Genomic DNA, 25,928 nt, shown 5'->3' on the forward strand with positions numbered 1-25,928 from the left:
TGGCCTAGACTCGAGGCATGCAGTCACTGAATTAGGAGGCTTGCCATGAAGACTCGTTGGATCGCCCTGGCCGTGATGGCGCTTGCATCCGCTGCCGCACATGCCGATGTGCAGGTGAACTTCATCAACCCCGAGAAGTTCTCGGACACCAAGGACAACAACGGCTTTCGCCAGCCGGATGTGCTGAAGGACATCGAGGCCCATCTGGTGGCTCAGGCCGGGAAGTTCCTGCCGGGGCGCAATATCCGCTTCGACGTGTCGGACGTCGACCTGGCCGGCGAGGTGGAGCCTTTCGTCTGGCGCGGCCAGTGGCTGCGCGTGATGCGCACGGTGACATCGCCCTCCATCGAACTCAGCTGGGAAGTCCGCGAGGGTGACAAGGTCATCCAGCAGGGCAAGAGCCGTCTGCGCGACATGAACTATCAGGATGGCTTCAACGCCTATTACAGCGGTGACTCGCTGCGCTACGAGAAGCGCATGATCGACCGCTGGATGCAGCGCGAGTTCAGCCCCGCCGTAGCCGCTGCCGCCAGCCGCTGACTTCGTCCGGCGCCCCCAAAAGAACAAACCCGCCAGCGTTGCCGCTTGGCGGGTTTTGTCTTGCTGCGTGGACTGGGCGGACAGGCCGCCCGGCATCACTTCAGCTTGATTTCCTTGTACAGGACATGCTTGCGCACCTTGGGATCGAATTTCATGAATTCGAGCTTTTCGGGCGTGGTCTTCTTGTTCTTGTTCGTGGTGTAGAAGTGGCCGGTGCCCGCAGTGGACTCCAGCTTGATCTTCTCGCGGCCGCCTTTGGATGCCATGGTCGTATTCCTTCAGTGGGTCAGTGAGCGACGATCAGAGAGCGCCCTTGGCGCGCAGATCGGCGACGACTTGGTCGATGCCGACCTTGTCGATCAAACGCAGAGCGGCATTGGTGATGCGCAAACGCACCCAACGGTTTTCCGATTCCACCCAGAAACGGCGGTATTGCAGGTTCGGCAGGAACCGACGCTTGGTTTTGTTGTTGGCGTGGGAAACATTGTTCCCGACYATGGGCTTCTTGCCCGTGACTTGACAGACGCGTGCCATGACGCTTCTCCGGTTTGACTTCGCTGACCAGCTTCCCAAGTTCCTCGGGAAGCCCTTTGACCGCAAATGCCTGCTAAATCCTCAACCAGAACGATGTTCGTGGTTTCGGATGCGATCCATACGGCAGGCAAGCCCGCGAGTGTAGCGGAAAACCCGCGGACCCGGAAGGGGCTTGGCTCAGGCTTCCTGGTCGAGGAAGCGCTGGGCGTCCAGCGCCGCCATGCAGCCCGTGCCGGCGCTGGTGATGGCCTGGCGGTAGATGTGGTCCTGCACGTCGCCGGCGGCGAAGACGCCCGGCACGCTGGTCATGGTCGCGAAGCCGTTCAAGCCGCTCTTGGTGATGATGTAGCCGTCCTTCATCTCCAACTGGCCCTTGAAGATGTCGGTGTTGGGCTGGTGGCCGATGGCGATGAAGCAGCCGTGCACCGGGATGTCGGCCTTGGCACCATCCAGCGTGCTGAGGGTGCGCACGCCGGTCACGCCCGAGGCGTCGCCCAGCACCTCGTCGAGTTGCTGGAAGAGGTGCAGCACGATCTTGCCGGCGGCGACCTTCTCATGCAGCTTGTCGACCAGGATGGGCTCGGCGCGGAACTTGTCGCGGCGGTGGATCAGGTGGACGGTGCTGGCGATGTTGGACAGGTAGAGCGCCTCCTCGACAGCCGTGTTGCCGCCGCCGACGACGCAGACTTCCTGGCCGCGGTAGAAAAAGCCGTCGCAGGTGGCGCAACCACTGACCCCGCGGCCCATGAAGGCCTGTTCGGAGTCCAGGCCGAGGTATTTGGCCGAGGCGCCGGTGGCGATGATGAGGGCGTCACAGGTGTAGACGCCGCTGTCGCCCGTTAGCGTGAAGGGGCGCCTGGAGAAGTCGACCGCGTTGATGTGGTCGAAGACGATCTGGGTCTGGAAGCGCTCAGCGTGCTCCTGGAAGCGCTGCATCAGCTCAGGCCCCTGCACGCCCATCACATCGGCCGGCCAGTTGTCGACCTCGGTCGTCGTCATGAGCTGACCCCCTTGGGCCATGCCGGTGATCAGCGTAGGCTTGAGATTGGCGCGTGCGGCATAGATGGCGGCGGTGTAGCCGGCAGGGCCGGAGCCGAGGATGAGCAGGCCGTGGTGTTGGGTCGTAGCGGTCATGGGAGGGAAGGTGAGGGTGGGCTGGCGGCTCGCAAGGTCGTCTTAGGGGTAAAAACCCCGGCCTTACCCCATGCGGGGAAGCCTGCCGCGTGTGCACAATGCACGCCATTTTAGGCAGGCGCATTTATTGCCGCTGGCCTGGAGCCCAAACCTGGAGACTGCATATGGCGATGATTTCCAACCTCGACCTGATCCGCCGTGTTCCGCTGTTCTCGATGCTGACCACCGATCAGGCCCAGTCCATCGCTGACAGCGTCGTCAAGCGCCGCTTCAAGCGTGGCGAGTTGATTGTCGAGCAGGGCACCAAATCCAACGCCCTCTTCATCCTGCTGAACGGCCGCGCCCGCGTGCTGACGGCCGACCACCGTGGCCGCGAGGTCATCCTGGCCGTGCTGCAGTCGGGCGACTATGTCGGCGAGATGAGCCTGATCGACAACGAACCCCATTCGGCCACGGTGCGTGCCGAGGTCCAGACCGACATGCTCGTGCTGGGTCGCCTGGAGTTCGCGCGCTGCCTGCCCGAGAGCAGCAGCCTGTCCTACGGCATCCTGCGTGGCCTGGTGGCGCGCCTGCGCAATGCCGACCGTCAGATCGAGTCGCTGGCACTGCTGGACGTCTATGGCCGCGTCGCGCGCACGCTGCTGGACATGTCCGAGGACGAGAAGGGCATCAAGCTGATCCGTGGCAAGGTCTCGCGCCAGGACATGGCCAAGGTGGTGGGGGCCTCCCGCGAGATGGTCAGCCGGGTCATGAAGGACCTGGAAGAGCGCGGCGTCATTGAAACGCTTGAGAACGGTTCGGTGGTCATCAAGGAACGGCTGACCCACGATTGACGGCGACAATGCGGGGATGAGTTTTCCCCTCGGTTCCCTGCTGGGCGGTGACGATGCCGCCGGCGAACCCGCCGCACCCGCCAAACCCACCCGCCGCCAGGCGCCCAAGCGCGAGGCGGCACCGCCGTCGACCGCTTCACGGCTGCTGCGCACGCCGCTGTGGCTGGCCTTGACGGCCCTGGTCCTCGCCCTGCTCGTGCTGGCACTGGCCACGCATGACCTGCGCGACGCCGCCTTCAGTACCAGCGGCCAGCGCGACCTCGTCGGCAATCGTGTCGGCAGTTTTGGCGCCTGGGTGTCGGACGGCCTGCTCTTCCTGTTCGRCTTCTCGGCCTGGTGGTTGCCTGTCCTCGCCGTGCGGGCCTGGTTGCGCGGCCTGGCTGGCCTGCTGCGCCACGACGCGCCGGAGGCCATGCGCTGGAGCCGGCGCCTGCGCGGGTGGGCCGGCGTGCTGCTGCTGGTCGGGGCCAGTTGCGCGTTGGAGTGGAGTCGGCTTTACGCCGTCGAGGCTCGGCTGCCCGGTCATGCCGGCGGCCTGCTCGGCTACGCCCTGGGTCCGCTGGGCATGAAGGGCCTGGGCTTTGCCGGCTCTGGCGTCGTCTGGATCGTGCTGTTGCTGACGGGCATGTCCTGGGCACTGCGCTTCTCCTGGGGCCAACTCGCGGAGTCGATCGGCGAGCGCATCGAGCAGTTGCGCGAGCAGCACCTCGAAAAGCGCGAAATCAAGGCCGACCAGAAGGCCGGCGAACAGGCGGTGAAGGAGCGCGAGCAGGAGGTCGAGGTCGAGCGCCAGATCGAGCGCCAGGTCGAGGCTGAACATGCACCGCTGGTCATCGAGGCGCCCGTCGTCGAAGTGCCGCAATCCACCCGCGTCGCCAAGGAGCGCCAGCAGACGCTGTTCGTCGATGCCGGCGACGCCAAGCTGCCCCAGGTCGACCTGCTGGACGCCGCACCCGGCCGCCAGGAGACGGTGACACCCGAGTCGCTGGAGATGACCAGCCGCCTCATCGAGAAGAAGCTGCGCGATTTCGGCGTGGAGGTGCATGTCGTCGCCGCATCGCCGGGCCCGGTCATCACGCGCTACGAGATCGAGCCCGCCACCGGCGTGAAGGGCTCGCAGATCGTCGGCCTGGCCAAGGACCTGGCGCGCTCGCTGAGCCTGGTGTCCATCCGCGTCGTCGAGACCATCCCCGGCAAGAACTACATGGCCCTGGAGCTGCCGAACGCGCGCCGCCAGACCATCCGGTTGTCCGAGATCCTCGGTTCGCAGGTCTACGCAGACGCGTCGTCTCAGCTGACCATGGGTCTGGGCAAGGACATCATCGGCCTGCCCATCGTGGCCGACCTGGCCAAGATGCCGCACTGCCTGGTGGCCGGCACGACCGGTTCGGGCAAATCGGTGGGCATCAACGCGATGATCCTCAGCCTGCTCTACAAGGCCGAGGCCCGCGATGTGCGCCTCATCCTCATCGACCCCAAGATGCTGGAAATGAGCGTCTACGAAGGCATCCCGCACTTGCTGGCGCCCGTCGTGACCGACATGAAGCAGGCCGGCAATGCGCTGAACTGGTGCGTCGGCGAGATGGAGAGGCGCTACAAGCTCATGTCCAAGATGGGCGTGCGCAATCTGGCCGGCTACAACAAGAAGATCGACGAAGCCAAGGCCAACGGCATCAGCATCCCGAATCCCTTCGCGCTGAACAATGAGGAGCCGGAGCCGCTGGAGCGCCTGCCCTTCATCGTCGTCGTCATCGACGAGCTGGCCGACCTGATGATGGTCGTCGGCAAGAAGATCGAGGAGCTGATCGCCCGTCTGGCGCAGAAGGCGCGCGCGGCCGGCATCCACCTGATCCTGGCCACGCAGCGCCCGTCGGTGGACGTCATCACCGGCCTCATCAAAGCCAACATCCCGACCCGCCTGTCCTTCCAGGTCAGCTCCAAGATCGACAGCCGCACCATCCTCGACCAGATGGGCGCCGAGGCGCTCTTGGGCATGGGCGACATGCTCTACATGCCCTCGGGCACCGGCCTGCCCATCCGCGTGCACGGCGCCTTTGTCAGCGACGACGAGGTGCACCGCGTTGTGGAGTACATCAAGTCCCAGGGTGAGCCCAACTACATCGAAGGCATCCTCGAAGGCGGCGTGCTCGACGGCATCGACGGCGAAGCGCCGGCGCCGGGTGAAGCCAGCGGTGAGCAAGACCCCATGTACGACCAAGCCGTGGCCATCGTCCTACAACATCGCAAGGCGTCGATCTCGCTGGTGCAGCGCCATCTGCGCATAGGCTACAACCGCGCCGCCCGGTTGCTGGAGCAGATGGAGAACTCGGGGCTTGTCGGCGCGCTGGCTGCCAATGGCAGCCGCGAATTGATCATTCCCAAGCGAGACGAATGAAGAACTTTCTGCTTTCCCTGACCCTGCTGATGGCCGGTGCGGCCCACGCCGATGCCGTTGACGCGCTGCGCGATTTCGGTCGCGAGGTGAAGAGCGGCAAGGCCAACTTCACGCAGACCGTCACATCACCCGACGGCAAGCGCAAGAAGGTCTCGTCGGGCAGCTTCGAGTTCGAGCGGCCCAATCGCTTTCGATTCGCCTACGCCAAGCCCTTCGAGCAGGTCATCGTGGCCGATGGCCAGAAGGTCTGGATCTATGACGCCGACCTCAACCAGGCCAGCTCGCGCAAGCTGACCGACGCGCTGGGCGCGACACCCGCGGCCCTGCTTGCAGGCAGCAATCTCGAACGCGACTTCACGCTGAAGGCCCAAGCGAGCGATGGCGGCCTGGACTGGGTGCAGGCCCTGCCCAAGCAAGCCGAATCGACCATCCAGGCCCTCAAGCTCGGTTTCAAGGGCAAGGAGCTGGCGGCGATGGAAATCGTCGACGGCTTCGGCCAGCGTTCGCGGCTGGACTTCAGCGCCGTGCAGGCCAATGTGCCGGTCGCGGCGGACCGTTTCCAGTTCAAGCTGCCGGCCGGGGCTGACCTGATCGAGCAGTGACCGGACTGTGAGTACAGCGTCTCTCTTCGACGCCGACCCGCCCGCACAACCGCTGGCCGAGCGCCTGCGCCCTAAGACGCTGGACGAGGTCATCGGCCAGCGCCATCTGCTCGGGCCTGGCATGCCGCTGCGTGCGTCGTTTGAAGCTGGCAGGCTGCAGAGCATGATCCTGTGGGGCCCGCCCGGCGTCGGCAAGACGACGCTGGCGCGTCTCGTGGCCGGTGCCTTCGACGCGCAGTTCATCGCCATTTCGGCCGTGCTGGGTGGCGTGAAGGACATCCGCGAGGCGGTGGACCGCGCCCAGATTGCAGCCCAGCAGGGCCGGCGCACGGTGGTCTTCGTTGACGAGGTGCACCGCTTCAACAAGGCCCAGCAGGACGCCTTCCTGCCGCATGTCGAGTCGGGCCTGTTCACCTTCATCGGCGCGACGACCGAGAACCCCAGCTTCGAAGTCAACTCGGCGCTGCTGTCGCGCGCACAGGTGCAGGTGCTGAAGAGCCTGGACGCGGGCGAGTTGCAGGAGCTGATCGAGCGCGGTGCCAGGGAGCTGGGTGTCGAGCCGCCGACCCAGCCAGCCGCTGACCGCCTCATCGGTTATGCCGACGGCGATGCGCGCCGGCTGCTGAACGCCCTCGAATCCGCCGCTGCGCTCGCCAATGGCCAGCTCATCGATGAGGCTCTGCTAGAGCGGACGCTCGGCGAGCAACTGCGCCGCTACGACAAGGGCGGCGACCAGTTCTACGACGTCATCAGCGCCCTGCACAAATCCGTTCGCGGCAGCAGCCCGGACGGCGCGCTGTACTGGTTCGTGCGCATGGTGGACGGCGGCGTCGATGCCCGCTACATCGCGCGCCGGCTCATCCGCATGGCCAGCGAAGACATCGGCCTGGCCGACCCGCGTGCACTGCGCATCACGTTGGACGCGGCGGACACCTACGAACGCCTGGGCACGCCCGAAGGCGAGCTGGCCTTGGCCGAGGCGGTCGTCTACCTCGCCATCGCGCCCAAATCCAACGCGGTCTACAAGGCCTTCAACGCGGTCAAGGCCTTCATCAAGCAGGATCAGACTCGCCCGGTGCCCGAGCACCTGCGCAATGCGCCGACGCGGCTGATGAAGGACCTGGGCTATGGCAAGGCCTATCGCTATGCCCACGACGAGCCCAATGGCTATGCGGCCGGCGAGCAATACCTGCCCGATGGGCTGGAGGACCAGCGCTGGTACGAGCCCGTGCCGCGTGGCCTGGAGCTGCGCATCGCCGACAAGCTGGCCGAACTGCGTCGCCTCGATGATGAAGCCTGAGGAAACGCTGAACAAGTTCCTCGCGGCGCGCGCATCCTGGCTGCGGGCGCATCGCGGCGTTGCAAATCCTCGCCATAGCCGTGGCTATGACTGCGGTTTGCGCCTTGCGCTGCATCCCGCACCCAGGCGCGCGCACTCGCGGGAACTCATTCAACGTTTCCTTAGCGCGGCGCTGCTCGCGCTGTGCGCGTTCGCAGCGCAGGCGGCCGACGGGCCGACGCTGACGCGGGTGCGCGACACCGGCGTCATCGTCATCGGCTACCGGCCGGCCTCCCTGCCTTTCTCCTACCTCGACGCCCAGTTGCGCCCCACCGGCTACACGGTCGAGCTCTGCGACCGCATCGTTGCGGCCGTCCGAACCAAGCTGCAGCTGCCGGACCTGGAGGTGCGCCGCGTCGAGGTGGCATCCGCCACGCGCATGCCCCTGGTCATCAACGGCACGCTGGACCTGGAGTGCGGCATCACGACGCACACCGCCGAGCGGGCGCGCCAGCAGGCCTTCTCGCTGACCATCTTCATCGCCGAGACCCGGCTGATGACGCGCGCCGCCGAGCGCGTGCAGGGCCTGGCCGACCTGCGCGGACTGCCTGTCGCGTCGACCATCGGCACCACCAGCATCCAGCATCTGGCCAAGGTCAACGACCAGCAGGGTCTGGGCATCCGCATCCTCGGCGGCCTGGACGACCCCGAGGGCTTCCAACTGCTGCGCAGCGGCCGCGCCTCGGCCTTCCTGATGGACGACGTGCTGCTGCGCGCGCTGCTGGCCCAGCAGGGCCCGGGCGCCGACGACTACCGCATCTCCGATCAGGCCTTGACCGTCGAGCCCTATGCCATCGGCCTGCGCAAGAACGATCCGCAGTTCAAGGCGCTGGTGGACGAGGTGCTCGTCGGCCTCTACCGCAGCGGCGAGATCCACGCGATCTACCGCCGCTGGTTCGAGTCGCCGCTGCCGTCGCAGGGGCTGAACCTGAAGCTGCCGATGAGTGCGGCCTTCCGCCGCGTCATTGCGAACCCGACGGATTCGCCGGATCCCGACAAATACCGCTAGCGGAAGTCGTCCAGCACGATGCCGTGCCGGTTCAGCTTGTCGTACAGCGTCTTGCGCGGGGTGCCGAGCAGCTCCATGGCGGCGGGCACTTTGCCGTGGCAGCGGCGCAAGGCCTGCTCGATCAGCGTTTTCTCGACCAGGTCCATCTGCCGCGCCAGGTTCAGCGCCGGCATGGCCTGCAGCGCAGCCTGTGGGTCGAGGTCGTCCAGGGCCAGCACGAAGCGGTCGGCCGCGTTGCGGATCTCGCGCACATTGCCCGGCCAGTCGTGGGCCATCAGTTCGCGCAGCTTCTCTGGCGTCATTTCGGGACCGGGACGTTCGTAGCGCGCGCAGGCCTGGGCGACAAAGTGCTCGAACAGCAGCGGGATGTCCTCGCGGCGCTCGCGCAGCGGCGGCAGTTGCAGCGTCGCGATGTTGAGGCGGTAGTAAAGGTCGCTGCGGAACTCGTTCTTGGCGGCCTGCTCCTTCAAATCCGACTTGCTGGCGGCGATGAAGCGCACGTTGACCGGCAGCTCCTGGTTGGAGCCCAGGCGCTCGATGCGCCTCTCCTGCAGCACGCGCAACAGCTTGATCTGCAGCGCGATGGGCATGGTCTCGATCTCGTCCAGCAGCAGCGTGCCGCCGTTGGCATGCTCGATCTTGCCGATGCGGCGCTTGGCTGCACTCGTGAAGGAGCCAGGCTCGTGGCCGAACAGCTCGCTCTCGAACAGCGCCTCGGGCAGGCCGCCGCAGTTGATGGCGACGAAGTGGCGATCGCGGCGCGCGCTCTGGTCGTGCAGGCAGCGTGCCACCAGCTCCTTGCCGGTGCCGGTCTCGCCGACGATCAGCACATCGGCCGAGGTGCCGGCCAGATTCAGCACCTGGCGGCGCAGCTGCTGCATGGCCGAAGACTGTCCCAGCAGCGCGGCCTCGATGCCGCTGGCGCGCTGCAGCTGGGTGCGCAGCTCGTCGGCCGAGTGGCGCAGCGTGCGCAGGTCCAGGGCGCGGCGGGCCACGTCCAGCAGGCGCTCGGGCGCGAAGGGCTTCTCGATGAAGTCGTAGGCGCCGGCGCGCATGGACTGCACGGCCATGGTCACGTCGCCGTGGGCCGTGATGAGGATGGTGGGAATGCTGGCGTCGGTGGCCTGCACATGGGCCAGCAGGGCACGGCCGTCCATGCCGGGCAGGCGCACGTCGGTGATGACGATGATGGGCGCGCCGGGCTGGATGTGGGGCAGGGCCTCCTCGGCCGTGCGGCAGGGCTGCACAGTGAAACCCTCCAGTTCCAGCGTCTGCGTGAGGCTGACCCGCACCGGCAGGTCGTCCTCGACGAACACGACCTTGTAGCCCTCAAACATCTTCAGACTCCCATGTTTCCACGGCGAGGTCGAACTCGAAACTCATGCCGTGCTCCAGGCGTTGGGCGCGCAGCGTGCCGCCGAACTCATTCACGATCTTGGCCGAAATCACCAGGCCCAGTCCCAGGCCTTCGCCGGCGGGCTTGGTGGTGAAGAAGGGCTCGAAGAGATGCGGCAGCTGCTCGTCGCCGACGCCGGCGCCGCTGTCCTGCACCTGCACGAGCACACGCCGCCCGCCGTCCTGTGCGGTGGCCCGCACAAGCAGACGGCGCTCGGTCTCCTGCTGCATCGCATCGATGGCATTGCCGAACAGGTTGACCAGCACCTGCTCCAGCCGGTTGGCTTCGGCGCGCACGCGCAGGCCGGCGGGCACGTCGATCTCGGTTTGCAGGTCCATCGCCCGGCTGCGGTGCTCCAGCAGCAGCAGGGCGTTGCGCACGCTGTCGAGCAGCGCCACGGCGCCCGTGACCTGTTCATCGGCCTTGCGCGCAAAGCTCTTCAGCTGGCGCGTGATCTGACTCATGCGCTCGACCATGTCGTCCATCAGCTGCAGATTGGTCGCCACCGCGTCCTGGCGGCCGGCTTCCAGCAAGCGGATCGAGTTGCGCGCCAGCGCGCGCAAGGCGGTCAGCGGCTGGTTGACTTCGTGCGACAGCCCGGCCGACATCTGACCCAGCACGGCAAGCTTGCTGGCCTGCAGCAACTCGCCTTCGGTCTGCAGGCGCTGGGCGATCTGGGTCTTCAGCGCGTCATTGGTCTGGCGCAGCTCGGCGGTGCGGCTGTCCACCAGCTGCTCGAGCAGGGCGTGGGCCTGCTGCAGCTCGGTCTGCGCCCGGGTGAGCTGGCGCAGCGCGCGCCGGCGCGACGACAGATAGAGGACGAGCAGGCCGATGCTGGCGCCAAAGGCCGCGCCGCCCCAGGCCGCGAGCTGGGCGCGCTGGCGCACTTCGGTCAGGTCGGACAAGGCGACCAGGCGCAGGCCCAGCGGCACGATCTGGCGCTGCTGGGCCAGCATGGGTTTGGCGCCGTAGGCTCCTGGCAGGGGCAGCTTCACCTGCTGGCCCTGGTGCACCTCCAACGAGGCGGGCAGCTCCAGGTCGGGCCCGATGGCCTGCGGATAGCGCGCGCTGGCTTGCAGGGCCTGGCGGCGCGAGGGATCGGCGTGGCCCAGCACAGCGTACTTCCAGGCCTGCACCGAGCTCATGATGACGACGTCCTGGTCGTCGGCGATGAGGATGCGTTCGTTCTGCGAGCGCAGCCCGAGGTCGATCCAGGTCGCCTCCAGCGGCGCGAGGTTGAAGCGCACGACGATGACGCCACTGTCCCGGCTGGCCTGGCGCAGCGGGTGCAGCAGATAGAAGTCCGTGCTGCCGGTGTTGGCGTCGGCGGCGAAGAAATGCGTGCGTCCCTGGGCCAGGGCCTCGGCCAGGCGGGCCGGCGGCGTCAGCGTCTCGCTGGCCGACAAGACCTGGCCCTTGGCATCGGCAACGAAGAGCTGGTGGGTGCCGGCACGCACATTGACGCGGGCCAGCATCTGGCTGGCGGCGCGCCGGGCCGCGGCGTCATCGGGCGCCTGCACCAGCGCCTGCAGCGTCGGCGCGATGGCCAGCAGGCTGGGCAGGGAGGCGTGGCGGCCCAGCTCGGCGGCGAGGTTGGAGGCATAGAGCTCCAGCCTCTCGGTGCTGAGCGCCGACAGCTGCTCGCGGCCGCTGCGTTCACTGAGACGGTGCGCCAGCGCGAAGCCGAGCACCATCAGCAGGCCCGTCAGGAAGAGATGGAAGCCCGGCCGGCTCAGCAGGCGGAGGAGGCGCAGCGCGCGCGGACGAAGGGAGGCAGGCACAACCATGGCAGGGGCCGTGTAGTTTGCCCATGCGGCGGGCTGCACGACAGGCCCGGCGGCAGTTTTTTCGACGCTGGCGGAGAACCGCTCGCGAGCGCTGCGGTTTGTGCGGATTTCCGCCCAGTTTTAGCGGGCCGACACTCGTGAAATCTGACCAGGCCCGCCCCCGTGGGGCGGAGCTAACGGTCGGCCGTTTCATACCGTCGGTGAATACCCTTGAAACGCCTTCATTGGCACGAGGGTTGCGATTTAACGCAGGTCGCGTAGCGCATGCTGCGCCCAACAATTATTCCAGGAGCCCTCATGGAGACTCTGATTCAACAGATCATCAACGGCCTGGTGCTGGGGAGCATGTATGCCCTCGTCGCACTCGGCTACACGATGGTCTACGGCATCATCAACCTCATCAATTTCGCCCACGGCGAGATCCTGATGGTGGGCGCCATGGTCAGCTGGACGCTGGTCACGCTGCTGGCGGATTCCGGCATCCCCGGCTGGCTGCTGATGCTGATCGGCCTGGCCGCTGCCATCGTCGTCTGCGCCACCCTGAACTTTGCGGTCGAGAAGATTGCCTACCGGCCGTTGCGCAATGCACCGCGCCTGGCGCCGCTGATCACCGCCATGGGCATGTCGCTGCTGCTGCAGGTGCTGGCGATGATCATCTGGAAGCCGAATCCCAAGCCCTTCCCGCTGCTGCTGCCGACGACGCCCTTCGACCTGGGCGGCCCCGTCATTACCGTCACGCAGTGCCTGATCCTGGGCCTGACGGTCTGCATCCTGGCCGGCCTGATGTACCTCGTGAACTACACCCGCCTGGGCCGCGCGATGCGCGCCACCGCCGAGAACCCGCGCGTGGCCGGCCTGATGGGTGTGAAGCCCGACTTCATCATCTCCACCACCTTCGTCATCGGTGCCGCGCTCGCGGCAGTGGCCGGCCTGATGTGGGCGGCCAACTACGGCACCGTGCAGCACACCATGGGCTTCATGCCCGGCCTGAAGGCCTTCACGGCCGCCGTGCTGGGTGGCATCGGCAACCTGGCCGGCGCCGTCGTGGGAGGCGTGCTGCTTGGGCTGATCGAGGCCATCGGTGCGGGCTACCTCGGTGACCTCACCGGCGGCGTGCTGGGGAGCCATTACGCCGACATCTTTGCCTTCGTCGCCCTCATCCTCGTGCTGACGCTGCGCCCCTCGGGCCTGCTCGGCGAGCGTGTGGCCGATCGCGCCTGAAGGGAGCCAAGACATGGACACCAAGAAAATCTTCACCTTCCTCGCGGCCGCCATCGGCCTGCTGGTTGTGCCGTTGTTCGCACAGCAGCTGGGCAACGGCCCGGTCCGCATCATCGACCTGGCCCTGTTGTATGTGCTGCTGGCGCTGGGCCTGAACATCGTCGTCGGCTACGCCGGCCTGCTGGACCTGGGCTACGTCGCTTTCTACGCGGTCGGCGCCTATATGTTCGCGCTGATGTCCAGCCCGCACCTGAGCGAGAACTTCGAGGCCATCCAGGCCGCCTTCCCGACGGGCCTGCACTCGCCGCTGTGGCTGGTCATCCCCGCCGGCGCGGCACTCGCGGCCTTCTTCGGGGTGATGCTGGGGGCGCCGACGCTGAAGCTGCGCGGCGACTACCTCGCCATCGTCACGCTGGGCTTCGGCGAAATCATCCGCGTCTTCCTGAACAACCTCGAGTACCCGGTCAACATCACCAACGGCCCGCGCGGCATCGGCCAGATCGACTCCTTCCACGTCTTCGGCGTGGACCTGGGCAAGTCCTGGGAGGTGTTCGGCTTCACGCTGCCGTCGGTGACGCTGTACTACTACCTCTTCCTGGCCCTCGTGGTGGGCGGGGTGGTGGTCTGCTACCGCCTGGAAAACTCCCGTATCGGCCGCGCCTGGATGGCCATCCGCGAGGACGAGATCGCCGCCAAGGCCATGGGCATCAACACCCGCAACCTGAAGCTGCTGGCCTTCGGCATGGGCGCCACCTTCGGCGGCGTGTCGGGCGCGATGTTCGCGAGCTTCCAGGGCTTCGTGTCGCCCGAGTCCTTCAGCCTGCAGGAGTCGGTCATGATCGTCGCCATGGTCGTGCTGGGCGGCATCGGCCACATCCCTGGCGTCATCCTCGGCGCGCTGATGCTGTCGGCCCTGCCCGAGGTGCTGCGCTATGTCGCCGGCCCGCTGCAGCAGATGACCGACGGGCGCCTCGACGCCTCCATCCTGCGCCAGCTGCTGGTGGCCCTGGCCATGATCGGCATCATGCTCGCCCGCCCGCGCGGCCTGTGGCCATCGCCCGAGCACGGCAAGGTCGCACCGCCGGCCGCGAAGTAAGGGAGGACGCACAACATGACCACCCACGACAACATCGTTCTCAACGTCAGCGGCGCGTCCAAGCGCTTCGGCGGCGTGCAGGCCCTGTCCGACGTCGGCATCCAGATCCAGCGCGGCCAGGTCTACGGCCTGATCGGCCCCAACGGCGCCGGCAAGACGACCTTCTTCAACGTCATCACGGGCCTGTACGTGCCGGACGGCGGCAGTTTCGCGCTGGGCGGCACGCCCTATCAGCCCCAAGCCGTGCACCAGGTCGCCAAGGCCGGCATCGCGCGCACCTTCCAGAACATCCGCCTCTTTGCCGACATGACGGCCATCGAGAACGTGATGGTCGGCCGCCACATCCGCACCAAGTCCGGCCTGATCGGCGCGGTCTTCCGCACGCCGAAGTTCAAGGCCGAGGAGGCCGCCATCAAGGCACGTGCCCAGGAGCTGCTGGACTATGTCGGCATTGGCGAGTATTCGGACTACAAGGCGCGCACGCTGAGCTATGGCGACCAGCGCCGCCTGGAGATCGCCCGGGCCCTGGCCACTGACCCGCAGCTGATCGCGCTGGACGAGCCCGCCGCCGGCATGAACGCGACCGAGAAGGTCGTGCTGCGCGAGCTGATCGACCGCATCCGCAATGACGGCCGCACCATCCTGCTCATCGAGCACGATGTGAAGCTGGTCATGGGCCTGTGCGACCGCGTGACGGTGCTGGACTACGGCAAGCAGATCGCCGAAGGCACGCCCTACGACGTGCAGCGCAACGAGAAGGTGATCGAGGCCTACCTCGGCGCCGGCCACAAGAACCATTGAGAGGGACGAACAACATGGCACAAACCCTTCTCAAAGTCAGCGGCCTCAAGGTCGCCTACGGCGGCATCCAGGCCGTCAAGGGCGTCAACTTCGAGGTGCGCGAGGGCGAACTCGTGTCGCTGATCGGCGCCAACGGCGCCGGCAAGACGACGACCATGAAGGCCATCACCGGCCTGCAGCCCATTGCTGCTGGCAGCGTGGAATATCTCGGCAAGGCCATCAAGGGCCAGGGCGCCTGGGACCTGGCCAAGCAGGGCCTGGTCATGGTGCCGGAAGGCCGTGGCACCTTCACGCGCATGACCATCACCGAGAACCTGCAGATGGGCGCCTACAACCGCAGGGATGGCGAGGTGCAGGCCGACATGGACAAGGTCTTCACGCTGTTCCCGCGCCTGAAGGAGCGCGCCAAGCAACTGGCCGGCACCATGTCCGGCGGCGAGCAGCAGATGCTGGCCATGGGCCGCGCGCTGATGGCCCGCCCCAAGGTGCTGCTGCTGGACGAACCGTCCATGGGCCTGTCGCCCATCATGGTGGACAAGATCTTCGAGGTGGTGAACGACATCCACCAGCAGGGCGTGACGGTGCTGCTTGTCGAGCAGAACGCCAGCCGCGCGCTGCAGCTCGCCAACCGCGGCTATGTGATGGAGTCGGGCGAAGTGACGATGGAGGGTGAGGGCAGTGCCCTGCTGAACGACCCGAAAGTCCGCGCAGCCTACCTCGGCGAGTAAGCGGCTAGTTCGCCAAAGAAAAACGCCCGGCACTGTCGGGCGTTTGTTTTGGTGGACCGCGCTTAGAGGCTGGCCACCACGCTCACATCCGTCACGCCGGCCGCGACACGAACGGTCTTGACGCTGGCGACCGGGCTTGCCGGTGCCGTGCCGCCGACCTGGCGCGCCATCTTCTTGAAGGTGCAGAGCAGCTCGGTCTTGCTCAGCGACACGACGGCATAGCCCTGGGCGTCGCTGTCGACGTGCTTGATCCAGGGGTTGTTGACCGTCGGCGGCACGCCCGTCGTCGAGTTGGCGAAGGGGTTGAGGCGCTTGACGATTTCCGAGGCTGGCACGAAGTTGGCCGGGATGCCCAGGGCCGTGGCCAGCGACTGCTGGATCAGGCCGTAGAGCGTCATCGCGGCGACCGACTTGGCGGCGCCGGCCAGGCCGGCGATGGTGCCCGCGACGATGGTGCCCATATTGCCGTTCTGGGTCTCGTCGAAGGTGTTGATGATGGCTCTGGACAGTGTGGCCGTCGGCGCGAAGGCCGCGGCCGGCACCTTGCCCGCGAGGATGGCGCCCTGCACGGCAGCCTGGATGGCGGCCGTGTTGCTCAGGTCGGTCACGCCCGCGGCGATGGCGACGGCCGCGCTCAGCATCTGGATGGCGATGCCCTCGGCTTCGGCCTCGCTCGTGGCCACCAGCGGCTTCAGCGCCGCGAACGCCGGCTGGGTGGCCGCGCTGTAGAAGTAGCTGAAGTTGGAGTTGCTGGACACGCCGGCCGTGACGAGGTCGACCATCGCCGGCACAGGCGTGGCGGCGTCGTAGTCGGCCATGACCACGCCGGCATAGAAGGCGTGGATGTCACCGGTGACGGCCACGACGTTCTTCACGCCCTTGGCGAGCAGCTGGCCCATCAGGTATTTGCGCTCGGCGTTGAAGCCGTCCCACTGGTCGGCGTTCAGCACGAACTTGGCCTTGAAGGCGGCCGGCGCGGTCGGGATCTTGTTGCCGTCCATGCCCATGCGCAGCAGCGAGACCTCGTTGCCCCAGACCTTCCACTGGGCGGTCGACGTCGTCATCGTCTGCACCCACCACTGGCGCTGGGCGCCACCGAGCACGCTGACCAGGGCCAGCGGATCGGGCAGGCCGGCACCGGCCGCCAGCTTGGCGGCCTCGACGCCGGCCAGCGTGGCCTGCGGCACCAGATAGCGCGCGCCGATGGAGCCGACGGCCTGGCCCGTCAGCGGGCTGGGGGCGGCTTCGGGAATCAGGTGGTCGGCGCGGTAGAGGCGCTGGTCGGTCATGACCAGGTGCATCAGCTTGCCGAACTTGAGGTCGCGGTAGATGCGGATGCCGGTGATGCCCTGGCCAGGGTCCAGCGTGAAGCTGATGTCGGCCGGCATGTTCTCGAACCAGGCCTGGTTGGCCGACATGCGGCGCGAGGTCTGGGCCGTGTTGTCGCCGACCTGGGTGGTCGCGTTGAAGGTGCCGTTGTCGTAGGTCTCGCGGTCCTGCCAGCAGTCGTCGCTGAACTCGTGGTCGTCCCAGACGGCGACGAAGGCGAAGCGCTCGTGCAGGTTCTGCAGGCGGCGGTCGGTGCGGTAGCGCTTGTAGAGGTAGCGGTAGTCGGCCAGCGTCGTCGCGTACTTGCCGCCCGTGGGCAGGGTCGTGCCGGCGGGCAGGGCCAGCGCGGTGTGGGCGCTTTCGACGCCACCCGCTTGGTAGTCGGCGCCGACGGCCTCGTAGATGTAGTCGCCGAGGTGGACGACGAAGTCGATGTTCTCCTGGGCCAGCGTGTCCATGCCGGCCCAGTGGTTCACGCTCCAGTCCTGGCAGGACACGAAGGCGAAGTTCAGCGCGCTGATGTCGGCGTCGGCGGCCGGGGCCGTCTTGAAGCGGCCGATGCGCGAGACGCTGCTGCCGGCGGTGAACTGGTAGTAGTAGACCGTGGCCGGCTGCAGGCCGCTGATGCGGTGGCGCAGCGTGTGGTCGTAGAACTCGTAGACCGGCACGTCCGCGGTGGCGTCGGCGGTGCCCGTCAGCGCCGACGTGGTGCCCAGCAGTGCGGCATTGCCGGCGGCGCTGCTGATCTTCAACGTCACGTTGTAGCTGCCGCCACCCGTGGCGCTGGTCACGTCATCGGCGCTGCTGGGCACCACGCGGGCCCACAGCACCGCGCCATCGGGCTTGGGGTCGCCCGAGGCGACCGACTGCGGGAACTTGAACGTGCCGCTGGCGGCGGCCGTCGTCGGCAGCGGCGTGCTGCTGCCGGGGAAGGTGGCGGGCAGGGGCTCGATGGGGGCCCCGGCATCGCCGCCACCGCCGCAGCCGACGAGGCTGGACAGGGCGGTGGAGGCGGTGATCAGGGCGCCCGCTTGAGCGGCGCTGCGGCGAAGAAAACTGCGGCGATCCATGATGTTCGCCTCCTCAGAACTTGTAGTTGAACTGGACACCGAAGATGGTGGCCTTGGTGGTGTAGTTGCCGCGCGCGGTTGCGTAGGAGCAGTTGCACGGCGTCTCGCCCTCGGCGTCATCGGTCGCGTTCATCGCGGCGTCCTTCAGCTTCACCTTGCCGAAGGAGAAGTCGACGCTGGCGCTGTCCGTCACGGCCAGGTTGGCTCCCAGGGCGACCCAGGTGCGGTGGGCATCGGGCAGGGCCGGGCTGCGCGTGGCCGAGGGCACCGGCGACAGGTCCTTGCTGTAGCCGGCCCGCAGCAGCAGCGACGGCAGGGCCTGCCAATGCGCGCCGACGGACACCTTGGTGCTGTCCTTCCAGTGCTCGGGCGTGATGGAGTCGGCCGTCGAGTTGGCGAAATCGATGCGTAACTGCTGCAGGCGCGAGTCGCGCGTCCAGGTGAAATCGGCCATCACGGCGATGGTCGGCGTCAGCTGCTGGAAGCCGTGCAGCGAGACAGACTCGGGCGTGCGCACGGCAAGGCTGACGTCGGAGTCGTTGTGGTCCAGCGCCGACGTGCCGTTGTAGGGCTTGCCGGTGATCGCGGCGAGCACTTCGGGCGGCAGGTTGCTCGGCTGCGTCCAGTCGGCCGTCCCCTTGAGCTTGTGACTGACGCTGCTGCGGTAGGCCAGGCCCACGCGCGTGCCGGCGGCCGGCTCCCACAGCGCGGACAGGTTGAAGCCCAGGCCCCAGTCCTTGCCCTCGACGGCGATAGAGCCGTCATAAGCGCTGTTGCCGAAGATGACAGCCGCCTGCTGCTGCAGCTGCAGGGCCAGGCCCGGCGCGCCGGCCGCGGCGGCCTGTTGTGCGGCACCGAGCAGGCCCTTGGCATAGGCCGAGGCGTAGGGCACAGCGCGCTTGAGCTTGCCTTCCATGTATTGCAGGTTGATGCCGCCGGCCAGCGACAGCTCGGGCGTGGCCTTCCACGCGATATTCGGGTTCAGCGCGAAGGACTTCAGTTCGACCTTCTGCAGGTTGTAGCGGCCGCCCCAGTCATCGCGGTACTCGAGCTTGGTGCCCCAGGGCACGAAGAAGCCGACGCCGTAGGCCAGCGTGTCGGAAGCCCTGTAGGAGGCATACATATGGGGCACGACGGCGGCCTTGGCGAAGCTCATCGTGTCACCGGTGGTGCCGGTCGGGCGCGACTGCAGGCCGGTGCCGGGCAGGGAGATGTAGGAGCCCTGGTCGGTGAACTTGGTCTTGGGGTCGACGTAGTCGATGACGCCGGAGAAGTTCCAGCCCGACAGCCGCGTCATGCCGGCGGGGTTGGCGAACAGCGTGCTGGCGTCGGCGGCCTCGGCGCCGTTGGCATTGGCTGTGCCTTCGGCAGCGGCGCTCTGGGTGCCGAAGCGGTAGCCGGCGGCCTCGGCCGTCAGGGCCAGTGGCAGCAGCGCCATGGCGACCAGCAACGGGCGCAGCGCGCCCGCGGGACGTGGGGTCTTCATGATGTATTTGTCTCCGTAATCGTGCGTAACCGATGCGAATTGTGCGCATCGGTCGTGTCACGTCGAGGACAAAACCGGTCGAGACAAACCCTGGACTGGGGAGAGCTCTCTAGGTGTTGGCTGGGCGCAACCGCCCAGCCAACTTAGGGGCTGGACTCAGGCCAGACGCACGAGCTTGGAGCGCGCCCAGTCATCGGCCACGCGAGCGGGCGTCGAGTCGGCAGTCTGCACGCGCTGCAGCAGCTCTTCGACGCGCTCGGCGATCTTGCTGACCTCGGCCATCACGGCGGTCTCTTCGCCCTCGTTGCGGTACTCGCGGGCCACGCTGATGATGCCGCCGGCATTCACCAGGTAGTCGGGCAGGTAGCAGATGCCGCGGCGCTGCAGCGCGTCGCCGTCGTCCGGCGTGGCGAGCTGGTTGTTGGCCGCGCCGGCGATCAGCTTGGCGCGCAGCGTCGGCACCGTCTTCTCGTTCAGCGAGGCGCCCRGTGCGCAGGGGGCCAGCACGTCGACGTCGGCAGCCAGGATGTCCGCCACGCTGGCGGCTGTGGCGCCGAACTGCGCCACCGCGCGCTCGACCTTGGCGGCGTCCACGTCAGCCACGACCAGCTTGGCGCCGGCCTTGTGCAGGAACTCGGCCAGATGCCAGCCCACCGCGCCCAGGCCCTGCAGCGCGACGCGCACGCCTTCCAGCGAATTGCGGCCCAGCACGAGGCGGGCACCGGCCTGGATGGAGACGAACACGCCCCAGGCCGTCTTGGGGCTGGGGTCGCCACCGAAGGCGGCTTCGCGCGGGATGCCGCTGACGAAGGGCGTCACGGCCTGCATGCCACGCATGTCGGCGGTCGTGGTGCCGACGTCTTCAGCCGTGATGTAGGCGCCTTGCAGCGACTGCACGGCGCGGCCGAAGGCGGCGAACAGGGCCGGGCGGTCGAAGGCGCCCTCGGGCTTCAGGATGACGGCCTTGCCGCCGCCGAAGGGCAGGTCGGCCAGCGCGTTCTTCAGGCTCATGCCCTGGGACAGGCGCAGCGCGTCGTTCAGCGCCGCGGCTTCGGATTCGTAGTGCCACAGGCGGCAGCCGCCGAAGGCGGGGCCGCGGGCGGTGCTGTGCACGGCGAGGATGGCCTTGAGGCCGGTGGCCGGGTCGGTGGCGAGCAGCACGCGCTCATGGGCAGCTTGCTCGGGCAGGCCGAAGAGGGAGGTCGGGTTCATGCGTTGGGCGCTTTTGGCGCGGCAGTGAGGGAGGGCAGCCACGCTTTTGGCGCAGCCGGCGGCGATTTTAAGGGGCCACCGCGCCGCGGCCTCGGCAGGCCCGCAGCGCGGTTAACCTTCGCACCCGTGACGACATAGGCGCGGATGACAGCGCCAAGGGGAGTTGGACGTGCGGGCCCTGTTGATCGACGACGAGGATCTGGTGCTGGAGGGGCTGGAGGCTTTCCTCCAGGTGAGCATGCCCGACCTCAGCCTGGACAAGACGGCTGAGCTGGCGGTGGCCGTCGAGCTGGCCGCGAACGTGCCCTATGAGCTGACGCTGCTGGACTGGCATCTGACGGGGGCGGACGGGCGGCCACAGGACGGCCGGGCGGTGATCGAAGCCCTGCGCGCGGCCGGGTCGCGGGCGCCCATCCTGGTGGTGTCGGGCGGTGACCCGACGCCCTGGCCGCAGCGGGTGTTTGACCTGGGGCTCGCCGGCTTCGTGCCCAAGCGCGCCAGTGGCGCCACGCTGCTGGAGGCCATCAGGATTGCCCTGGGCGGCGGCGTTTTCCTGCTGGACCGGGCCTTGCAACAGCGCGCGCATGTGGCGACCGTGCCGCCGCAGGACACGCCGCCCTCTGCCGATGACGTGGTCGCCCTGCAACTGCGCTTCCCCGCGCTGACCGAACGCCAGGCCGAGGTGTTTCGCGTCATGTTGCGCGGCGCCAGCAACAAGGAGATCGCCCGCGAACTCGACATTGGCGTCAACACCGTGCACACCCATGTGCGCGGCGTGCTGGCCGCCGTGGGGGCGCAAAGGCGCGGCGAGGCGGTGTTCCGTGTCGTCGGTGGCGGCCAGGCATGACGCCTGAAACGGCGCAGTCGGCGCTGGCGCGCCGGCTGGTCATGGCGCGCGCGCAGGTGCTGCGGGCGCAGTGGCCCATCACGCTGGCGCATGCCCTTGTGGCCTGGGTGCTGTGGCGCGATGGCCTGGCGACTGCCGCGGCCGCCTGGTTCGTGGTCATGACGGGCGTCAACCTCGCGCGCAGCTGGCAGTTGCCCAAGCTGTCCGCCGTCACCGAGGAGGAAGCGCAGCGGGTCAGCCGCATTGCTTTCAACTGGCTGGTGGCCATCGGCCTGCTGCGACCGGTCCCGGTGCTGCTGACGCTGCTGGGTCATGACGCGCAAGGCCTCTACCTGATCACCATGGTCATGCTGGGCCTGACGGTGGGCGGCGCACCCAATCTGGCGGGCCTGATGCACCTCTACGACGTCTGGGCGGCGCCGCTGTTCCTGGCCTTCTGCGGCGTCTGGCTGGCGCGCGCTGATGTCGAAGGCATTGCGATCGCGCTGCTGCTGGCCATGTTCTTCTTCGTGCTGCGTTCCTATGTGCGGGACTACGGCGCCGTGCTGGCCCGCGAGATGACCTGGGCCGAACAGCTGCGCGTGGAGCGCGACCGGGCCGAGGAGGCCATCGTGGCCCGGGGGCGCTTCTTCGCCGCGGCCAGCCACGATTTGCGCCAGCCCATCGCCGTGATGCGCTGGTATGGCGAGGCCGTCGAGGAGCACGCCCGGCAGCTGGATCATGCGGGGCTGAATCAGATTGGTGAGGGCATCGCCCGGGCGATGGCGCGCGCCGATCCGCTGCTGGCGCAGTACCTGGAGATCTCGCGGCTGGAGGCGCATGAGGCGGCCTTGCCGCTGAGCGCCGTCGACCTGAGGGCGCTGTTGCAGCAGACGGCCGAGGCCTGGGCGCCCCAGGCCCGCGAGCGCGGCTTGGCCGTGGTGGTCGATGCGCCCGAGGTCGCGACCCTCGCCTTGGGCAACGAGGCCGCGCTGCGGCGCATCCTCGACAACCTGGTGGCCAACGCGATCAAGTTCACGCCGGCCGGCACGGTGACGCTGGCGGCCGAGGCCGGAGCGCCCGGGCGCTGGCATGTCAGCGTCAGTGATACCGGCATCGGCATCGCCCCTGCCGACCAGCATCAGGTCTTCGACGACTTCTTCCAGATCGGCAATGCCGCGCGTGCCGGCGACAAGGGCGTGGGCCTGGGGCTGTCCATCGCGCGGCGCCATGCCGAGCGCCTCGGCAGTTCATTGCGGTTGAGCAGCATGCCGGGCCAGGGCAGCCGCTTCGAGTTCGAGCTGGCGGCGGCCGGTGGCGGGTCGGGGCGCGTCGCGGCGGTTGCCGAGGATGCGTCGGACCGCTTGCCGGCCGCGCTGAAGTTCCTCGTCGTCGATGACGATGTCGATGTCCAGCAGGCCTTGAAGGCGCGCCTGGAGGCCAGGGGTTCGACGGTGCGGACGGCTTCAGCCTCGGGCGAGGCGCTGAGCGTCTGGCGCGGCGGCTATCGGCCGGACCTCGTGCTCGCCGACTACCGTCTCGGTGACGAGAAAACCGGCGCCGAGCTGATCGCCGCGCTGCGCGCCGAAGGCTGCGAGGCGCCCGCCCTCATCATCACCGGCGATACCGCGCCGGACCGCCTGGCCGCGCTCGCCCGCAGCGGGCTGGAGGTGCTGCACAAGCCGGTCAACGACGCCTTGCTGGTGCAGACCGTGCAGCGGCTGCTGGCCAAGGCGCCCGCCTGACGGCTCAGGGCCCCTGGAAACCGCCACTGCGCAGCGTGAGGACCAGGGTGTCGCGCCAGCCGCGCTCGCCGGCGACCAGCGGCTGGATGGGCGTGGTCTCGTGGATGACGCGGGCGTCGTCCAGCAGCAGCGTCGTCCAGGGCTGGGTCATCGTGAAGCGCTGGCCCGCCGGGCCGTCGGCGTCGAAGACGCGCGATTCGCCACCCTTGATGCCGTGGCGGCCGACGAAGAGCACGGCCACCAGGTCGACGCCGTCGCGGTGGGCTCCCTCGGGCGTCGGGCGGCCGATGCCGTCGCTGGTGTCGATGCGAAACGGATGGGCCTCGATGAACCAGGGCTGCTCGCCCTTCAGGGCCGAGGCGGTCCTGGCCAGGCCCAGCAGCAGCGCGGTCCATGCGGGTGAATTGACCATCTCCTGGGCCAGCGGCACGAACCAGCGCTGGATGCCGCCGTGCAGGGCGTTGTAGTCCAGCGGCTGCCAGTGGGCGCGATGGGGTTGAAGAGTCAGCGTGCCGCCGTCGGCGACGAAGCAGCCGTGGCGGCGGAAGCGGTAGCGGCCGCCGTCGCGCAGATAGCCATCGGGCGGCAGGTCGTCCCAGCAGGGCTTGAGGGCATCGAGATCGGTCGCCGATGCACCGAGCACGCTCAGCGAGCTCGGCGCCAGCACGGCCTCGCCGTCGCGCCTCAGCGCGTCGACGACCTCAGCGGCAGCGGTCCATGGCGGCTCGAACATCAGTGCTTGTCTGCTTCAGAGGTGAAGGCATCCGCATAGAACTCCTCGTCAGGCAGCTTGCACTGCGCGACGAAGTCCTTGTGAGCGGACTCGACCATGATGGGCACGCCGCAGGCATAGACCTGGTGGCCGGAGAGATCGGGCTGGTCCTGCATGACGGCACGGTGGACGAAGCCGGTGCGGCCCGTCCAACCGGCATCGGGCTCCGACAGCACGGGCACATAAGTCAGCTGTGGCCACTCGGTGGCGGCCTGCGCGGCCCAGTCGTTCAGGTAGAGGTCGGCCTGCTTGCGCGCGCCCCAGTACAGCACCATGGGCCGGGTCGACTCGATGTGGCGGGCACGCTCGATGATGGCCTTGATGGGCGCGAAGCCCGTGCCGCTGGCCAGCAGCACGATGGGTTTTTCGCTGTCCTCGCGCAGGAAGAAGCTGCCGAAGGGGCCTTCCATGCGCAGGATGTCCTTCTCCTTCAGCGCGCCGAAGACGTGGTCGGTGAACTTGCCGCCGGGCATGTGGCGGATGTGCAGTTCGATCTGGCCGGGCAGGCTGTGCGGCGCATTGGCCATCGAGTAGCTGCGGCGCGAACCGTCGCGCAGGATGAATTCGACGTACTGGCCGGCGCGGAACTGGAAGTTCTGGTTGGCGGCGAGTTGCATCGTCAGCACGGCGACGTCGGCAGCGGGGCGCAGGATGGTGGTCACGCGGCTGGGCAGCTTCAGCACCGGGAACTCGCCGGCGCCGGGGACCGTGCGGGCTTCGATGGTGCAGTCGGTCTGGGGGCGGGCGCAGCAGGTCAGCACGAAGCCCGCGGCCTCTTCCTCAGCCGACAGCGCCTTGGGCTGGTGGTTGCCGTGGATGACGGCGCCCTCCAGCAGCTTGCTCTTGCAGGAGCCGCAGGCGCCGTCCTTGCAGCCATAGGGCAGGCCGACGCCATTGCGGATGGCCGCGGCGAGCAGGGTGTCGTCGCCCTCGGTCTGGTAGACGCGGCCGGCGGGCTGGATGGTGATCTGATGGGACATGAGCTTCCGAAAAGGCAGCGGCCCCGCACGAGATGCCCGGGGCCGTAGACTGCGCCGCATTTTGCCCGAGGCATGAAATCCCGACTCTTGATCATTGGTTGCGGCGACGTCGGCCTGCGTGTGGTGAAGCTGTTGGCCGGTCGCTGGCGGGTGTTCGCGCTGACGTCCAGCCCGTCGCGGGCCGATGCCTTGCGCGCTGCGGGTGCCGTGCCGCTGGTCGGCAATCTGGACGAGCCGGCGACCTTGGCCCGCCTGGCCGGGCTGGCCGATCTCGTGCTTCACCTCGCACCACCGGCTCGCGATGGCGAGGCGGACGCGCGCACCCGAAATCTGCTGTCGGCCCTGGGGCGCCGGCCACCGGCTGCCCTGGTCTACGCCAGCACGACCGGCGTCTACGGCGATTGCGCCGGCGCCTTGATCGACGAGACGCGGGCCCTCGAGCCGTCGACCGACCGCGCCCGCCGCCGCGTCGACGCCGAGGCCCAGCTGCGCGCCTTCGGCCGCCGCCACGGCACGCGCGTCAGCCTGCTGCGCATCCCCGGCATCTACGCCCGCGACCGCGAGGGTGGTCATCCCCGTGAGCGCCTGGCGCGTGGCACGCCGGTGCTGCGGCGCGAGGACGATGTCTTCACCAACCACATCCACGCCGACGACCTGGCCCATGCCTGCCTGCTCGCGCTGCTGCGCGGCCTGCCTCAGCGCGCCGTCAATGTCTGCGATGACAGCCAGCTGCTGATGGGCGACTACTTCGATCTGGCCGCCGACCTGACCGGTCTGCCGCGACCTGTGCGCATCAGCCGCGCCGAAGCGGCCGAAAGGATGTCGGCCATGCAGCTGAGCTTCTGGAGCGAATCGCGCCGCCTGGGCAACTCGCGCCTCAAGCGCGAACTGCGGCTGCGGCTGCGCTACCCGACGCCGAAGGAAGGCCTATAGGGCCCGTTAGCGTCACGGCAGTGGGTCGCGAAGGCCGTCCGCCAGGGGGCAATCAAGGCGCAGCGCGACGCCCGCATTGATATGCGGGCTAGCGGTGCAACGCGGAGTGGCTCCTGGCGGATGGCCTTCCCTTCGGGTTGTGGCCAGAAAGCCCGCGCGC

General features: G+C 68.0%; 23 protein-coding genes. 13 read left to right on the forward strand and 10 right to left on the reverse strand.

What is annotated here, in order from left to right; genetic code table 11:
* Positions 1 to 45 precede the first annotated feature (45 nt).
* Positions 46 to 540 (forward strand): DUF3016 domain-containing protein, encoded by a 495-nt coding sequence (locus AC1D2H_RS28225; RefSeq protein ID WP_478013182.1) that lies wholly within the window; start codon positions 46 to 48, stop codon positions 538 to 540.
* 95 nt (positions 541 to 635) lie between these two features.
* On the opposite strand, the gene rpmG is transcribed toward AC1D2H_RS28225, so the two are convergent.
* The 3 genes from rpmG to trxB all read right to left on the reverse strand — a co-directional run bounded on the left by rpmG (position 636) and on the right by trxB (position 2,208).
* Complete coding sequence (rpmG, locus tag AC1D2H_RS28230; RefSeq protein ID WP_056274272.1) at positions 636 to 806, reverse strand: 50S ribosomal protein L33; 171 nt, start codon at positions 804 to 806, stop codon at positions 636 to 638.
* Between the two features lie 34 nt (positions 807 to 840).
* Positions 841 to 1,074 carry a 50S ribosomal protein L28 gene (gene rpmB, locus AC1D2H_RS28235; protein ID WP_478013183.1) on the reverse strand — a complete coding sequence of 78 codons (234 nt, stop codon included), beginning with the start codon at positions 1,072 to 1,074 and terminating at the stop codon, positions 841 to 843.
* A gap of 177 nt (positions 1,075 to 1,251) precedes the next feature.
* Entirely contained in the window at positions 1,252 to 2,208 is a 957-nt protein-coding gene (trxB, locus tag AC1D2H_RS28240; RefSeq protein WP_478013184.1) for a thioredoxin-disulfide reductase, read from the reverse strand.
* 164 nt (positions 2,209 to 2,372) lie between these two features.
* On the opposite strand from trxB, the gene AC1D2H_RS28245 reads away from it, so the two are divergent.
* The 5 genes from AC1D2H_RS28245 (at position 2,373) to AC1D2H_RS28265 (ending at position 8,386) form a co-directional block, all read left to right on the forward strand.
* Entirely contained in the window at positions 2,373 to 3,041 is a 669-nt protein-coding gene (locus AC1D2H_RS28245) for a Crp/Fnr family transcriptional regulator (RefSeq protein WP_056196243.1), read from the forward strand.
* A gap of 16 nt (positions 3,042 to 3,057) precedes the next feature.
* Positions 3,058 to 5,436 carry a DNA translocase FtsK gene (locus AC1D2H_RS28250; RefSeq protein WP_478013185.1) on the forward strand — a complete coding sequence of 793 codons (2,379 nt, stop codon included), beginning with the start codon at positions 3,058 to 3,060 and terminating at the stop codon, positions 5,434 to 5,436.
* Positions 5,433 to 6,038, forward strand: coding sequence for an outer membrane lipoprotein periplasmic chaperone LolA (gene lolA / locus AC1D2H_RS28255; RefSeq protein WP_478013186.1), 606 nt, complete (start codon positions 5,433 to 5,435; stop codon positions 6,036 to 6,038). Before AC1D2H_RS28250 ends, lolA begins: the two co-directional genes overlap by 4 nt.
* Before the next feature lie 7 nt (positions 6,039 to 6,045).
* A complete protein-coding gene (locus AC1D2H_RS28260) occupies positions 6,046 to 7,338 on the forward strand; it encodes a replication-associated recombination protein A (RefSeq protein WP_478013187.1) in 1,293 nt (430 codons plus the stop codon).
* A gap of 97 nt (positions 7,339 to 7,435) precedes the next feature.
* Positions 7,436 to 8,386, forward strand: coding sequence for an amino acid ABC transporter substrate-binding protein (locus tag AC1D2H_RS28265; RefSeq protein ID WP_478013188.1), 951 nt, complete (start codon positions 7,436 to 7,438; stop codon positions 8,384 to 8,386).
* On the opposite strand, the gene AC1D2H_RS28270 is transcribed toward AC1D2H_RS28265, so the two are convergent.
* Both AC1D2H_RS28270 and AC1D2H_RS28275 read right to left on the reverse strand, forming a co-directional pair.
* Positions 8,383 to 9,723 carry a sigma-54-dependent transcriptional regulator gene (locus tag AC1D2H_RS28270; RefSeq protein ID WP_478013189.1) on the reverse strand — a complete coding sequence of 447 codons (1,341 nt, stop codon included), beginning with the start codon at positions 9,721 to 9,723 and terminating at the stop codon, positions 8,383 to 8,385. The two genes, AC1D2H_RS28265 and AC1D2H_RS28270, sit on opposite strands and share 4 nt — an antisense overlap.
* Positions 9,716 to 11,569 carry a sensor histidine kinase gene (locus tag AC1D2H_RS28275; RefSeq protein WP_478013190.1) on the reverse strand — a complete coding sequence of 618 codons (1,854 nt, stop codon included), beginning with the start codon at positions 11,567 to 11,569 and terminating at the stop codon, positions 9,716 to 9,718. Before AC1D2H_RS28275 ends, AC1D2H_RS28270 begins: the two co-directional genes overlap by 8 nt.
* Before the next feature lie 297 nt (positions 11,570 to 11,866).
* On the opposite strand from AC1D2H_RS28275, the gene AC1D2H_RS28280 reads away from it, so the two are divergent.
* The 4 genes from AC1D2H_RS28280 to AC1D2H_RS28295 are packed head-to-tail and all read left to right on the forward strand — an operon-like array spanning position 11,867 to position 15,415.
* Positions 11,867 to 12,790 carry a branched-chain amino acid ABC transporter permease gene (locus AC1D2H_RS28280; RefSeq protein ID WP_025564063.1) on the forward strand — a complete coding sequence of 308 codons (924 nt, stop codon included), beginning with the start codon at positions 11,867 to 11,869 and terminating at the stop codon, positions 12,788 to 12,790.
* A gap of 13 nt (positions 12,791 to 12,803) precedes the next feature.
* Positions 12,804 to 13,886 (forward strand): branched-chain amino acid ABC transporter permease, encoded by a 1,083-nt coding sequence (locus AC1D2H_RS28285; protein WP_477932203.1) that lies wholly within the window; start codon positions 12,804 to 12,806, stop codon positions 13,884 to 13,886.
* Positions 13,887 to 13,901: 15 nt separating this feature from the next.
* The gene (locus AC1D2H_RS28290; RefSeq protein ID WP_477932205.1) at positions 13,902 to 14,687 is read left to right on the forward strand and encodes an ABC transporter ATP-binding protein; all 786 of its coding nucleotides are present in this window, start codon (positions 13,902 to 13,904) and stop codon (positions 14,685 to 14,687) included.
* A 14-nt stretch (positions 14,688 to 14,701) separates the two neighbouring features.
* Positions 14,702 to 15,415 carry an ABC transporter ATP-binding protein gene (locus tag AC1D2H_RS28295; protein WP_477932207.1) on the forward strand — a complete coding sequence of 238 codons (714 nt, stop codon included), beginning with the start codon at positions 14,702 to 14,704 and terminating at the stop codon, positions 15,413 to 15,415.
* A 62-nt stretch (positions 15,416 to 15,477) separates the two neighbouring features.
* Here AC1D2H_RS28295 and AC1D2H_RS28300 read toward each other — a convergent pair whose 3' ends face one another.
* From AC1D2H_RS28300 to AC1D2H_RS28310, 3 genes are all read right to left on the reverse strand, one after another.
* A complete protein-coding gene (locus AC1D2H_RS28300; protein ID WP_478013191.1) occupies positions 15,478 to 17,814 on the reverse strand; it encodes an alkaline phosphatase D family protein in 2,337 nt (778 codons plus the stop codon).
* Between the two features lie 13 nt (positions 17,815 to 17,827).
* Positions 17,828 to 19,300, reverse strand: a complete 1,473-nt coding sequence (locus AC1D2H_RS28305; protein ID WP_478013192.1) for an OmpP1/FadL family transporter — start codon at positions 19,298 to 19,300, stop codon at positions 17,828 to 17,830.
* A 156-nt stretch (positions 19,301 to 19,456) separates the two neighbouring features.
* Positions 19,457 to 20,512 carry a Leu/Phe/Val dehydrogenase gene (locus AC1D2H_RS28310; protein WP_478013193.1) on the reverse strand — a complete coding sequence of 352 codons (1,056 nt, stop codon included), beginning with the start codon at positions 20,510 to 20,512 and terminating at the stop codon, positions 19,457 to 19,459.
* 169 nt (positions 20,513 to 20,681) lie between these two features.
* Here AC1D2H_RS28310 and AC1D2H_RS28315 point away from each other — a divergent pair, with 169 nt between their 5' ends.
* Together AC1D2H_RS28315 and AC1D2H_RS28320 are read left to right on the forward strand one after the other, a co-directional pair.
* Entirely contained in the window at positions 20,682 to 21,359 is a 678-nt protein-coding gene (locus AC1D2H_RS28315) for a LuxR C-terminal-related transcriptional regulator (protein ID WP_477932215.1), read from the forward strand.
* Positions 21,356 to 23,083: a sensor histidine kinase gene (locus tag AC1D2H_RS28320; RefSeq protein ID WP_478013194.1), complete on the forward strand. Its 1,728-nt coding sequence runs from the start codon at positions 21,356 to 21,358 to the stop codon at positions 23,081 to 23,083. Before AC1D2H_RS28315 ends, AC1D2H_RS28320 begins: the two co-directional genes overlap by 4 nt.
* A gap of 4 nt (positions 23,084 to 23,087) precedes the next feature.
* Here AC1D2H_RS28320 and AC1D2H_RS28325 read toward each other — a convergent pair whose 3' ends face one another.
* Both AC1D2H_RS28325 and AC1D2H_RS28330 read right to left on the reverse strand, forming a co-directional pair.
* Positions 23,088 to 23,816 carry a 2OG-Fe dioxygenase family protein gene (locus AC1D2H_RS28325; protein WP_478013195.1) on the reverse strand — a complete coding sequence of 243 codons (729 nt, stop codon included), beginning with the start codon at positions 23,814 to 23,816 and terminating at the stop codon, positions 23,088 to 23,090.
* Positions 23,816 to 24,835 carry a CDP-6-deoxy-delta-3,4-glucoseen reductase gene (locus AC1D2H_RS28330; RefSeq protein ID WP_478013196.1) on the reverse strand — a complete coding sequence of 340 codons (1,020 nt, stop codon included), beginning with the start codon at positions 24,833 to 24,835 and terminating at the stop codon, positions 23,816 to 23,818. The genes AC1D2H_RS28325 and AC1D2H_RS28330 overlap by 1 nt, the downstream gene beginning before the upstream one ends.
* 72 nt (positions 24,836 to 24,907) lie before the next feature.
* On the opposite strand from AC1D2H_RS28330, the gene AC1D2H_RS28335 reads away from it, so the two are divergent.
* Positions 24,908 to 25,768: an NAD-dependent epimerase/dehydratase family protein gene (locus AC1D2H_RS28335; protein WP_478013197.1), complete on the forward strand. Its 861-nt coding sequence runs from the start codon at positions 24,908 to 24,910 to the stop codon at positions 25,766 to 25,768.
* Positions 25,769 to 25,928: the final 160 nt, after the last annotated feature.

This window comes from Roseateles sp. P1_C1_2, assembly GCF_056406535.1.